Genomic DNA, 12,616 nt, shown 5'->3' with positions numbered 1-12,616 from the left:
GCGGTGCTACGCGGGGCGGGTCGCGGGGGTTCCTCGGGCTGGTGGGGGGTGGGGCTACCACCATGCCACACGAATTGCCGATTGCAGAAGTGTTCTGCATCTCGCAGGAAGCATGCTACTGTTCAGAGGTTGCTGCAAATGGCAGTGACTCGCTACGAACGGAAGGAGGTGGCTGTGGCAGATGAAGACGCCCCACAGGGCGTGCTGCTCAGCGGCGAGGCGAACGTCGCCGTGCGCATCAAGCTTGAGCGCGAGGCGCGCGGCTGGAGCACCAACGCCCTGTCCGACCGCCTGAACGAGGCCGGCTTCGAGATGAACCCATCGGCGGTCTGGCGCATCGAGAACGGCAAGCGCCGCATCAACCTCGACGAGGCCATCGGCTTCGCCGAGGTCTTCGGCATCGACCTGCGCAACCTCGTCGGCCCGCCCCAGCTCGCCGCCCAGGCCCGAGCCATGGAGCTCATCGACGCCGTCGTGGACGCCTTCCGCGAGACCCAGCACGCCAACGCCGCCTACACCCAGGCGCGCGACGCCCTGGACGCCTACCTCGCCGAGCACCCCGACATCCGCGAGGAAGCGGACGTGATGGTCTCCAACGCCATGGCCGAGGAGTCCGCCAAGCATCTGCTGAAGGCGTACGGACCGCCGACCGCCGCGCACCACGGCGAGGCCGACACCTCCGACGAGGCATAGCCTCCCGCTTCCATCCAATCCCGTCCTGGGCCCGCAAACCCCCAGCACGGGCACCTCACCCTCATCCCCAGCGATCGACCGGCGGGCTGGTGTTGCCGCACCATGCCCGCCAGAAGAGGAACCACCCCTTGCGCCAACCCGCGATACCCCCTGCCTCCGCACCGACCCCGTACTCGGACGCCGCCCTGCCCCGCCTCTACGTCCCGGAGGAGGTTGCGGCCGTCCTCGGCTGCTCTGCCTGGTGGGTCAAGGACCGTGCCCGCCGGCGGCTCATCCCCTTCACGCGCGTAGGCCGCGCCTACCGCTTCACCGGCGAGCACCTCGTGGAGATCATCCGCATGCACGAGGCCCGACCTGCCTCCCCCCAGCAGCACCCGGCGACAGCTCGCGCTCCCAAGCCCCCAACTCCCCAACCCGCCCCGTCGACTGCCGTGCCCACGGCTCGACTGCGTGCGCGGCCCCCACGCCGCGCACGCGAGAGCCAGTTCGGGACCGCCGCTTAGGACGACGACAGGGAAAGGAAGATACACGTGGGTTTCGCGGAGAAGCGCGGAAACTACTGGCGCGGCCGGTACAAGACCGCGCCTGGCAAGCACCTCACGGTGGCCGACGGCAACGGCAAGGCGATCCGGTTCGCCACCAAGGGAGAGGCCCAGCGCGCCGCGAGCGAGGCCGAGAACAAGTACCGGCGCGGCGACTGGCGCGACCCGGCACTCGGCCAGGAGACCTTCGGGGAGTACGCGAACCGCTGGTACGAGGCCCAGGACCTGGCCGCCTCGACCATGCAGAACTACAAGCGCCACATCGAGGAGCACCTGCTCCCCGAGTTCGAGGACAAGGCGCTCGCCGGCATCCTGCGTACGGACGTCGACCTGTGGGAGAAGAAGGAGAAGGCCGTCTACGCGGCCTCCAGCGTCAAGACCTGGCGCTCGACTCTCCACCTGATCTTCGAGGACGCGATCGACGAGGGGTTGATCACGTCCAACCCGGCCGCGCGACGGCGCGGGCGCGGCAAGCGCGCCGGCCGCTCCCGCGACCGCGGCCCGGAGAAGGTCGTCACCGACCCGCTCGGCATCCTGCTGACCGCCGAACGGGCCGCCCTGCTCTCCGGCCGCGACGACGAGTTCGTCGCCGTGGTCCTCAAGGGGTACACCGGCATGCGCTGGGGCGAAATCGTGGGTCTGGAAACCGCGTACGCGCGCCCCGGGGTCGTCCGCGTCGAGTGGCAGCTGTACGAGCTCGACTCGGGGGAACTGGTGCGTTGCCCTCCCAAGGACGACAGCTATCGCACCATCGACTCCATGGACTGGCTGTCGGCCCTGGTCGCCAACCATGTCGCCCGTACGAAGCCAACACCCTGCCCGTGTCACGGCAAGACCTACGTTTTCCGGGGGAAGGGCGCGGCTCGCACAGGTGGCCACCAGGGCGCGAAGCTCGTCGACGTCGCGCGCCGTGCCGAAGTTTCGACGGGCACGGTGTCCAACGTCCTCAACTACCCCGACCGCGTCACCGAAGCCAAGCGAGTGAGGGTGGAGCAGGCCATCGCGGACCTGGGGTTCGTGCGGGGTGGCGCGGTATCGGAGCACGCTGCCCACTGGCGCCGAAACGGCTTTGCGACGTGGCTGTTCACCCCGGCGGTCTCCGGCTGGTACCCGAAGAAGGCACCGCAGGAGGCCCGCCCCGTACCGCTGCTCGGCGAGCCGCGGCCTGGTGTGCCCGCACGAGGGCGTGGTGCCAGTGAGCGGGCCGACGCCTGCTGGCTCCCAATCGCCAAGGGCCTCACCCCTCACGGCCTGCGTCACACCCACCGGACCGTGATGGAGGACCTCGGCACGGAGAAGGTCCTCATGGACGAGCGCATGGGCCACATCGACGGCTCCGTCTCCGCGCGCTACGCCCACGTGACCCCTGGCATGCGCAGGCGCCTCATGTTCGGCCTGACCGAGCAGTGGGATGCGGCACTCGAAGCCCGGCTGGCGATGTGCGCTCGCTCACCGGTACGGGTTCTCGACACTCTTCTACGAGCGCGGCACTAGTCCCGTACTTCGCGGGTCGTTGATTCGTATGACGTGACCGGTCCGGGGGTGTCCTGGGCCGGTGGTGTGGCGTTGGGTGGGGTGTGTCGATGACTTCCCGCTCTCCGCGGCCTCGGTCTCAGCGTCAGCGCCTTGATGTGGTGGTGACGTCCGTGGTGGAGAAGCGTCTGGGCGCTCTGCCTGTCGCTGCCGAGTTTCTGCGCCGGCTGGATGTCGCAGGGATCGTCGACGAGGTGTGTCCGGGAGGCGCGAGCGCGCATCTGACCCACGGGCAGGTGATCGAGGCGCTGGTGGTCAACCGGCTGACCTCGCCCGCGCCGCTGGTGCGGGTCGGTGACTGGGCCCGTACCTGGGCGGTGGAGGAGGTGTTCGGCATCGAGCCGGCCCTGCTCAACGACGACCGTCTGGCCAGGGCCCTGGATGCGGTCGCGCCGGAGCTGGACAGAATCGCGGGGACGGTCGGCGCCCGGGCGATCGCCGAGTTCGGGATCGACGTGTCGAGGCTGCACTGGGACATGACCAGCATGTCTGTCCATGGTGCCTTCCCTGCCGAGGACCAGGATGATCAGTACCCGGTCGTCAGCTACGGGCGCCCCAAGGACCGGCGGGTGGACCTGAAGCAGGTCCAGGCCGGACTCGCGGTGTCCGCCGACGGCGGCATTCCTGTCCACGCCCGTGTCTTCGACGGGGGTGCGGCCGAGGTCAGCCAGGTCGTCGGCGCGATGAAGGACCTGCAAGGCATGGCTGGTGCACGGGAGTTCTTGCTGGTCGCCGATTCCAAGCTGGTGTCCTATACGAATGTCGCCGCACTGCTCGCGGCCGGGGTGGATTTCATCGCGCCGGTCCCGGCTGCCCAGGTCAAGGACGAGGTCTACGCGGCCTTGGACGTTGCACGGGCACAGGCGGTGGACTGGGTGCCCGAGCGGGACGTGCACAAACCGGCCGCCGAGCGGGAGAGCTACCGGGTGCTGGAGGACGTCCACACCATGGCCGGGCGCCGCAAGCGGGATCCGGTGCACCGGGTGCGCCGGATCCTGGTGCACTCCACCGCTGTCTCGGCGGGCCAGCGCCGGGCTCGCGAGAAGCGACTGGCCCGGGCCGGCGAGGAGATGGACAAGCTCGCCGGCGCGGCGGGCGGCCGGCACTACGGCACCCACCAGAAGATCATGGCCCGGATCGGGGTCATCACAGCCAAGCGGCACGTCACCTCCTGCCTGCGCTGGACGATCACCGGAGGCGAAGGCGAACCTCCCGCCCTTCAGTGGCACTTCGACCAGGACGTCCTGGCGGCCGAGGCTGCGGTGGACGGCTGGTGGGCGCTGCTGACGAGCATCCCGGCCGAGCAGGCCGACCCGGGCCAGATCCTTGTCCACTACAAAGGCCAGGGCGCGGTCGAACGCCGTTACCACGACTTCAAAGGCCCCCTGGCGGTCGCGCCGGTCTTCGTGCAGCACAACCGGCGTGTCGCCGCTCTCATCCAGGTCATCTGCCTGGCCCTGCTCGTCTTCAGCCTGATCGAACGGCAGGTCAGACGCGCTCTGGGGTCCGAGCAGACCATGGTCGGCCTCTACCCGGACCAGCGCCGGGTCCGCCCCACCGGCCGCATGATCTTCTACCATCTCGGCGAACTCACCCTGCGGATCGGCAACACCACCGATCCGCCCACCGTCCAGATCACCCGCGGTGTCCAACTCCACCTCCTCGATCTCCTCGAAACAGACATCACGCGGACCCGCTGGCCACAGACCTGAAACGACGACCCGCGAAGTACGGGACTAGTGCAGCGCGCCGCAGTCATTTGCTGGTTGCGATCGTACGATTCAGTCACCTGGTGTAGTCGGCGAGGTGGATGAGGGAGGCGGTGGCCAAGACGTGGAGGAGCCTCCAATGGTTCGACCAGGCCGCATGCCCTCACCCACCGTCACCGGCAACCGGAAAGGGCTTTGCGGCACGCTGCACTAGCTATGTCTGCGTGTGGCAACGACTTCGGGACTCAGACGATCGACTTGATGGCCTTGTCCGCGTACCGCAGCGTCTCGTCGATGGCCTTGTCCATCTCGCGCAAAGCGTCGGGCTGTGCCGTGAGGAGAGCACTGACGTTGATGCTGCTCACGGCGAGGAGGCATCCCGCCACGGTGAGGAACTCCTTGTACCGTTCCTGCCCCTCATGCCCGAGCGATTCCCAGTCCCGGGGCTCCGGCGGCAGACTTACCTTCCACTTCTCAAGGGCGTGGGTGCCGTGAACGCTGACGTATTCCATGATGTCCGTGGCGCGATGTAGTACGTCGATCATCGCGTCGAAGCCTTGCTGTGACTGATCCAGAGCCGCCTCTGCAGCCTCGACCTCGGTTCGGAGACGCTCCTCCTCCTTCTTGTTCCGGCGCTGCCTCAAGACGTAGAAGCCGGCTGCCGCCAGTGCTGCCGCCGGGGCGGCGACCATGCCTGTGAGCAGGAGAATTCCACCCGCCATGCCCGCACCGCCTGCAGCCAGCGTGCCTCCTCCCAGGAGGGCCAGAGTCGCGTTGGTCGCGGCAACCCCGGACAGCGTCGAAATAGCGGTTCCAGTGGAGGCGGTCCCGAACAACGCGGCGGCAGTGAACGCACCGTAGGCCGCGGCGCCGCCGGCTGCTGCCCCGACCGCACCTCCAGCGGCTCCAGCGGCCGCACCGCGGATCGCGTTGGCGATCCCGGCGGACATGGCCTCGATACGTATCGCAGCAGGGATCTCGCCCGTGCTCTCGCTCTCCTCCTCACTGGGCCTCTCTGGCTCGGGCGCCCCGCTGATGCTCTCGGCCAGCTCCACGAACCTCAGGAAAAACCCGTCGCGGGCAACATCATGGACATGGTTGAAGGCTTCCCCGTGTTCTTGGGTGATCTTCGACCGCTGGGCCACCTTCTCGTTGATCTCGGCGTGACGTCTTTTCGTCTCCGCGACTTGGTCGCGCAACTTCACCGGCCGATGGCCCTGCTGACGAGCGAGAGACCTGGTTCGGTCCTCCGCCTCCTGCTTGAGTTGCCCGGGTGTCAGTTGGAGCGCGAGGGCGATGGCGGCCAGACGGTGCTCCCCGGGGCTTACGAGCCCGCGCTCGATCCGGGAGATCGAAACTGCGCCACCCTTCCCGTATTCGGCCCGCTCAGCCAACTCTTCCTGGGTCATCGAGGGTCTCTGGGCCTGGCGGTGCTCGCGGATCACGAGCCCCATCGCCTCTGCGCTGAAATCATTCACCGGTTCCGGTCCCCTTGGCCGACGGGCTGTGGCGACGCCAGGAGGACTGAGCCTCACGTACCAGCGCACCACCGGAGCGGAAAGCCTGGGCGCTGTCTTCCGCGAACTGCTTGGCCGCCTTGACAACGGCCGGGTCACGACGGACTTCGTCGGCGGTCTGGATGTTCTGAGCGGCAGTGAGGGTCAGGTGGGCGAGGTTGAGGCGAGACATGGCAGTGGACCTTTCGTCGCTGATGCGCCTGCGCGTGTGCAACATAGCGTCACTTAGTGTGCGGTGTCCGCACTATGGCGAAACCAACTGCAACGGCGACATGCTCAGCGTCTGGGACCGCCTGAGCCGCAGGACACTAGCGTGGTCTCGACAAGTTCCTGCTCTGCCGTCGGCGAAGATGAACGCCTCGCTGCATGCTGTCCGGTGACGCCTGGACAGCGCGCAGCGCGTTATGCGCAGGTGGCAGCAGAGGCCGTGCCGACCGCGATTGGAAGAGCACGCCAGCCTTTCACGACCACGAAATTGTCTGTTCCTCCGAGTACTGCTGGTCGGCTTCTGTCCAGCGGTGAGTGATCATTCCTTGCTGGGCCGTGCCCATGTCCAAGGCGAGGGGAAAGCTGACGTGGGAATTGGGAGGGATGCGCCTAGCAGTCAGTTCACCGAACGCGTGCGGGCTGTGCCCCGCTCCCGAGGATTTCTTCGGCTGTACTGGAGACGGCGCGCTTCGTCGCCTGGCCGAGGCGGCTGTTGAACACTGCGATGACGATGTCCGCCTCGTCAGCGAATTGCTGATTGATCACCTCCTGCGCGTCCCCCTGGCCTACTAGCGGCACCACACCCAGTTCCCACCGGAGAGGGAGCAGGTGGATTTTGCGCCGCATGGTGTGAACGCTGTTCCAGCTGCGGATGGCGTCCTCTACAACATTGCGATCAGCAGCGGTGTCGCCCGGAGACGCGATCAGGACGCTCAACGTGAGGGTCTGGATGGGCATAGCACCAGGCTAGCGATCGGCACTGACAGTCCTCGGTGGGTGAGGCGGTCGCTGCTGATCGGGGAGCCGCACCTTGACGTCGTCTCCCCAATCAGCCGCACAATCGGCCGTCATCCAGTTCCTCGGCGGCCTACGGGCAGAAATCTGGGTAAATCAGGCAGTTTCAGGTCGTCCGTAGCCGTTCAATAATGTGCATTGGGCTCTTTTCCAGCGTGAACCAGTCTGCGACGACGATCCGTCCCGCGTCTTGAGTGTGCTGCAGCGCGGTGTCCAAAGCTGGTTGAAGGTCCGCGTTGACCAGGTCCTGCTCACACGCGTGGAGTGGGTGCTTGGCTACCACGGCGTAGGGCTGTCCCTTGGCCGTGAAGGTCAGACCGGGCAGATCGCCGTCCATCAAGCTGCCGTTGTACAGGCTTCTGAGTACATCCAGGGAGCTGCGGGCACGGGTGGTGGAGGCGTCAACGGGGTTGCGGGATAGGAGTCCCAGCAGGTCGCCTGCCAGCCGCCAGTCGAGCAGGGGGTGGTAGGCCATGTTCGAGTAGTCGCGCAGGCAGCGGGGACACGAGGAGGTGCAGATGCCCGAGTGCTCAGCTTCGCGCAGTGTCTCCAAGTAGTCGTGCACGGCCTGCATGTATTTGGTGATGACCTGCGGGCTGCCGAGGTGGGTGCTGAAACCGGCGCCGTTTTCAAGGGCGTCTGCGAGGAAGGCGTAGACCACGTGGCCGTCGCGGTGCGGGCCGGGGTGGATGCCGGCGAGCAGTTCCTGGCGGCCGACGTCCAGGTACTGGGCGGCAGCGCTGCGGAGCAGGAACGCAAGCGAGTACCAGGCAGCCCGGCGGCCCTCGCTGATGTCGGCTCCGTAGGCGGGGTGTACGGCCGTGAGGTTGAGGCGGTAGCCCTGGGTCTGATCGGTGGCGGTGGCGGGGCCGAGGAAGAAGAAGTCGGTAGGCAGTACAGCTCCGACGGCTACGTGGATTGGTTTGCCGTAGCTGCTGCCTGCGGCGCCAGCCGCGAGATACCCGCCCCAGGGGCCTGAGGCGCGGTGCAGCGAGAACAGGTCACCGTTGTTGTCATTGACGACGTAGCGCTTGCCGGGACCGGCATGGATGTGCGCTCCCTCCCAGGGCGTGAAGCGGAGCGTGGAGAGGTCGGCTGCTGCCCGGGAGGAGATGGTGTAAGGCGACCAGGCGAAGACTCCGTCGAAGTCGCGCGCTTCGCTGGCGCGGAAACCCGCAGGTTCCCGTAGATCGACGACGCTGTAGTTGTCGGCTCGGCAGATTGGGCAGGGGCCCTGCTCGGATGGCGCCTCCTCAACGTGATTGCAGACGCGACACAGTCCCACCGTGCGGGGATGCTCCAGAGGCTCCGCTACGGGCCTCGGCCCTCCGGGCAAGGGCTCGAATTCGGTGATTCCGGTGACGGTGTACACCTTGCCGTCCCGGACAACCTCGCCACCCGGTGCGAACTGCGAGACGGCCATGGCGATATCCCGGTCGATGGCTGCATCAGGCGGCCAGGGCTGCCGCTTCTTGGGGACTTCCAGGTAGAGCTGCCTTACCCGGGTAGGGAAGCCGAACATGGGCAGGATGCCCGCGTGCGCCAGCCGTTCGCTGAGTTCCTCGGCCCCGGTTGGGGAGCTGGCGATATCAGTGATGCGCTGCAACAGGTCTTCCATCCACCGGGTGTCGAGGATTTGGTCGGGCTGCAGCGGGGTGAAAGCGGTGAGGGCCTGTGCCGTCCTGGCCAGAAGATCGGTGTGCTGGGTGAGCCAGCCGCGGACGTCGGGCAAGGCAGTGGCCCAGTCCTGGGCTCGGCCGAATTCGCCATGCACGCTTCCTGTGCCGCCGTGGTCTTCGAGATGGCGGAAGGCGAGCCGAAGAATCTCAGCAGCCATGGCCCTCTTCAGGATCTCCGGGCGCTCCAGGGTGAGGTAGGGCGGCGGGGTGGGGTCGTTGGTGATAGCTGAAGGGTCCCCGAAGTAGTGCTCATCGTGGCTTCGTCCGCGGCAGACGGTCAAGGCGACCGCGACCGGGGAGGAACGTCGGCCGGCGCGGCCGACACGCTGCTGGTAATTGAAGCGGCTGGGCGGCATGTTGGCCATCAGGACGGCGGAGAGCGGTCCGATATCCACGCCGGCTTCCATAGTGGTGGTGACCGACAAGAGGTCGATTTCGTGCACGAGGGGGACTTCGGGCGGATCACTGAGGAAGACCTGCTGGAACCGCGCCTGGCGGGTCTGGGCTTCGATCCGCCCGGTCTGGCCGGTGAGCTCGGCGCAGTTCAGGCGGAAAGCGGCCCGGTCGCTGGCAGCCTTCCAGGCGTAGTAGTCGCTGTCTTCAGGAGTGCTGTCCGTTACAGGCTCGGCAGGGAGCCCGCTGCGGCACCGCGTGCAGACGCCGGCACTCCGTGTGAGGTGGCGGCGTCCGCAGCAGGGGCACAACCAGGTGTGACCGGGTGATGGCTGCACGGCGGCTTTGCGCGGGTCGATCAGGTAGCTGCTGACCGTGTCACCCCAGGCTGCTTCGGCGTCCGCCTGGACATCGTCGTAGTCCATGTCTCGGTGTGCGGCGACGCTTCGCCAGTACTCCTTCAGCCGAGGCGGAGCATCATCCTTGGGGTCGCGCAGTGTGAAGAACCGGCGGAGTTCGGCGAGGATGCGCAGGCTTGCCTGGCCGAGTCCGTCGGGGTCAGGTGCGGCCTTTGCGGGAGTGATCGCTCCCATGCCGAGGGATTCGATGTCGCGGCCTGCACCGGAGAAGAGGGCTTCGAGAGTGTTCTCCAGGAGTCCGTCCTCGGAAGTGAGCGCCGCCTCCTGGGCTGCTGAAGTGTCGGCCCTCAGCAGGGGAGGCTTCTCGTCCCAGTCGTACAGTTCGTGCCACTGGAGGGTGCCGACGCTCTGCATGCTGGGTTTCGGACCAGCGGGATTGACGCCCAGGGTTAGAAGACGCGCGTTGACTTTGACCTTGGCTAGGAACTCCAGAGCCGGAGGCGACGAAAGCCGCGCCGCCGCTGCGGTAGCGGCGTCTTCGTCCCCGTCCATCAAAGCGCCGCGCAGACTGTTCAGGTCGCTCTTGCTGCGCTTGCGCAGCTTCTCGATTGAAGCGCTGATTGCTTCTGACTTCTCCCCGCTGACCTGAGCGCGGACGGCGTCCAGATCTTGCTGGGAGACAGCAGAGGCCCGCAGCTCATCAAGGGCGAGGAGTCGGACGAGGTCCTGGTAGTGGCGGAGCGCCATGCCGGCAGAGAGTTTGGCGGCGTCCTGGCGACTGTCGGTGAAAACGATGAGCTTGCGCTCGCCGGGATCGGTGAACTGCTCGGCAAGTTCGTCTGATAGGACCTGGTTGATTTTTTCGAAGCCGGTTCGCATGGTCCGTACCGGGGAGGTCAGACGGGCAGGATCCGTGAGAGGGCGGAGCTTGCGGTCCTTGGTGTACCGGCGTTCCCAGTCCGCCCCGCAGCAGGGGCTGCGGGTGGGGAAGGGAGGGAGCAGCGAGGTGTCCAGTTTCGGCTGGCCGGTTTTCTTCTCTATAGGGCTGTTGGTGTGGAAGCTCCAGCCGGTCGCGCCGACTTCCCGGTTATGAAGGCGCCCGCTGGAGGGGTCGTAAATGCTGCGCCGGAAGGTGAAGAGGGCGCTGCCGCTGCCAGCGCTCCACCGGGCGTCGTCGTCGGCGCGCTGGGGCTTTGTGGAAGGCCAGTAGACGATGTAGTTGGCCGCCGTTCGATCTCTGCCTGACTGATCGGGGACGCGTGAGAGATCAGGACTGTCAGGCAGGAGGACAGAATTGAATACCTTGCTCGTGAAGGCGTTTCGCGGGGCGTAGCCACCGAGCATTGCCTCGCCGCAGGACTGGCAGTAGAGCAGCTCCAGAACGCGAGCGCCACAGTTACAAGCGGTTCGCGGGACGGAGAAGATCTTGCCAATGGCGCGCTCGGGAGAGCCTGGGGAAGCGGGGACCTCCGGGCACTGGGGGTCAGTGCAGGCCCACATGCCGGCGACGTTGCGGAAGAAGAGATGAATACGGATTCGAGGCAGGCTGAGGGTCTTCGATGCAGCCGCTGTCTTGATCGCGGTCGTCGTGCCGCGCAGGGCCAGGTCTGCTTCCGCTTGGCTGCTGGCAGGGAAGAGCTTCCGGGCCAGGACGGAGGCGGGCATGGCCGGGGAGGTGGGTGCGCTGGTCCCGGCAGAGAGGACTTTGGACAGGGCAAGTGCCGCCCCGGTGGAAGCGAGCAGGCGCACAGCGTCGGACGGCATCGGCGGAGCGCTGTAGGACCGTGCCAGCTCTGGGGCCGCGGCAGAAACGTCTCCGGGACCTTGCGCGCGGGGCGCGGCTTTGCCTGGGATGAAGTGGAAGAAGTCCGCTTCTGCGGCGAAGAACTCCTGGAGGAACCGGCGGTCTTCCTCCCGTGTGTTGTCCAAGGAAGCCGAAGCGGCGAGGATGCGAAGCTTCTCCGGGCGTCCGCGCAGGTTGAGCCGGTGGATGAGGTTGCGGATCAGGTAGGCGGTCTCAGTCCCCTGAGTTCCCCGGTACATATGGAGTTCATCCAGCACCAGGGTGAACCGGGCGTTACTGCATGACTCGAGCCACTGCGCGGTGCTGCGGAAGAAGTCTTCATCGCGGCTGCGCTGAAGCATCACGTTGAGCATCGAGTAGTTGGTGATGAGGATGTCGGGAGGCGCGTCATACATATCCCACCGACTGCGCATTTCTGCGCCGTCCAGGCGCGGCGCGAAGTAGCGCGTGTCCTTGTCCCTGCCGGGGTTCTTGTCAGCTGCTTCGCGGGCGCGCTGGCCGCGTGCGGCAGTCGCCTTCAGATAGGTGCGCAGCTCCTCGACAGCGAAATGCTGGTGAGGGTTCCCCCTCACGGGGGTGTTGCCGGTGAAGCGCCCGAAGTAGAAGCGGTGGCCGTTTCGGTGTTCATTGAGCCACTCGCGGGCTAGGTCGCTGTCCAGGGTGCGCCTGAGCCGCACGAGCTGGTCATCGACGAGAGCGTTCATCGGGTAGAGGATCATGGCGCGGACGGCAGGGGTGTGCCCCTGCTCGCCCTCCCTTTGAGGCCGGTAGTCCGCTGAAGCGCGCTCCCACCACGGCAGATGCGCTGCAGGGCCGCCCTTCCAGTCACGTGATTCACACAGCAGATCGGCAAGGATGGGGAGCAGGAACGCTTCGGTCTTCCCGGATCCAGTGCCCGCGGTGACCACCGCGTTCTGCCCAGCCTGCATCGTGCTGGCTAGCGCCTCTTCCTGATGGGTGTAGAGCTGCATTCCCGGTTCGAAGAGCCCGCATTCGGCGAACGCAGCCAGTTCTTCGGGAGCGCCTGCGGCCTCTGCTGACTCGGCCAGGGTGCGCCCGGTAAGAGCGTACTCGGGGCGCAACTCGACGAACGGGTCGGCGTAGATGCCGCCGGGCCGGTCTAGCAGGGCCCGGCGCTCGGCCTGGAGTGCATCGTCGCGTAGTCGGAAGGCCGTGTCGTAGTAACGCAGGTATGCCTCACGCAGAGCGTCGTGCGTGGCGAAAGCGTCCAGGCCAGACGGGGGCGTGCTCATGTGATCTCCAGGCGGCGGCGCAGAGAGTGGGCGATGCGGTCAGCGATGTAGAGGGGCACGCCGTCGTAGCGTTCCGCGTCTGCGGTACGTACGCCGACGAGTCCTGTGCACAGGACGGCGGCGCGTTCCTGA

Annotated in this window: 8 protein-coding genes; 4 read left to right on the top strand and 4 right to left on the bottom strand. The window is 66.8% G+C overall.

The features are described from left to right. The first annotated feature begins 138 nt into the window (after positions 1 to 138). The 4 genes from ACTWJ9_RS14895 to ACTWJ9_RS14880 all read left to right on the top strand — a co-directional run bounded on the left by ACTWJ9_RS14895 (position 139) and on the right by ACTWJ9_RS14880 (position 4,480). On the top strand, positions 139 to 693 hold the full coding sequence (locus tag ACTWJ9_RS14895; protein ID WP_202281140.1) for a helix-turn-helix domain-containing protein: 555 nt from the start codon (positions 139 to 141) through the stop codon (positions 691 to 693). Between the two features lie 128 nt (positions 694 to 821). After that, a complete protein-coding gene (locus ACTWJ9_RS14890; RefSeq protein ID WP_443295825.1) occupies positions 822 to 1,196 on the top strand; it encodes a helix-turn-helix domain-containing protein in 375 nt (124 codons plus the stop codon). Between the two features lie 27 nt (positions 1,197 to 1,223). Next, positions 1,224 to 2,729 (top strand): LacI family DNA-binding transcriptional regulator, encoded by a 1,506-nt coding sequence (locus tag ACTWJ9_RS14885; RefSeq protein WP_443295824.1) that lies wholly within the window; start codon positions 1,224 to 1,226, stop codon positions 2,727 to 2,729. Positions 2,730 to 2,881: 152 nt separating this feature from the next. Continuing rightward, on the top strand, positions 2,882 to 4,480 hold the full coding sequence (locus ACTWJ9_RS14880) for an IS1634 family transposase (protein WP_443295823.1): 1,599 nt from the start codon (positions 2,882 to 2,884) through the stop codon (positions 4,478 to 4,480). 242 nt (positions 4,481 to 4,722) lie between these two features. Here ACTWJ9_RS14880 and ACTWJ9_RS14875 read toward each other — a convergent pair whose 3' ends face one another. From ACTWJ9_RS14875 to ACTWJ9_RS14860, 4 genes are all read right to left on the bottom strand, one after another. Beyond that, positions 4,723 to 5,955 (bottom strand): helix-turn-helix domain-containing protein, encoded by a 1,233-nt coding sequence (locus ACTWJ9_RS14875; RefSeq protein ID WP_443295822.1) that lies wholly within the window; start codon positions 5,953 to 5,955, stop codon positions 4,723 to 4,725. After that, on the bottom strand, positions 5,948 to 6,166 hold the full coding sequence (locus ACTWJ9_RS14870; RefSeq protein WP_443295821.1) for a hypothetical protein: 219 nt from the start codon (positions 6,164 to 6,166) through the stop codon (positions 5,948 to 5,950). Before ACTWJ9_RS14870 ends, ACTWJ9_RS14875 begins: the two co-directional genes overlap by 8 nt. A gap of 437 nt (positions 6,167 to 6,603) precedes the next feature. Further along, a complete protein-coding gene (locus tag ACTWJ9_RS14865) occupies positions 6,604 to 6,939 on the bottom strand; it encodes a hypothetical protein (RefSeq protein WP_443295820.1) in 336 nt (111 codons plus the stop codon). Between the two features lie 163 nt (positions 6,940 to 7,102). Next, positions 7,103 to 12,484 carry a DEAD/DEAH box helicase gene (locus tag ACTWJ9_RS14860; RefSeq protein WP_443295819.1) on the bottom strand — a complete coding sequence of 1,794 codons (5,382 nt, stop codon included), beginning with the start codon at positions 12,482 to 12,484 and terminating at the stop codon, positions 7,103 to 7,105. Positions 12,485 to 12,616 lie beyond the last annotated feature (132 nt).

This window comes from Streptomyces sp. GDS52 (assembly GCF_052246875.1).
Taxonomy (GTDB): domain Bacteria; phylum Actinomycetota; class Actinomycetes; order Streptomycetales; family Streptomycetaceae; genus Streptomyces; species Streptomyces cathayae.
This window is presented reverse-complemented; position numbering and strand designations above follow the sequence as displayed.

Coding starts and splice junctions, on each gene's coding strand:
- ACTWJ9_RS14860 (WP_443295819.1), bottom strand. CDS start 12,484: ATGAGCACGCCCCCGTCTGGCCTGGACGCTTTCGCCACGCACGACGCT.
- ACTWJ9_RS14895 (WP_202281140.1), top strand. CDS start 139: ATGGCAGTGACTCGCTACGAACGGAAGGAGGTGGCTGTGGCAGATGAA.
- ACTWJ9_RS14865 (WP_443295820.1), bottom strand. CDS start 6,939: ATGCCCATCCAGACCCTCACGTTGAGCGTCCTGATCGCGTCTCCGGGC.
- ACTWJ9_RS14870 (WP_443295821.1), bottom strand. CDS start 6,166: ATGTCTCGCCTCAACCTCGCCCACCTGACCCTCACTGCCGCTCAGAAC.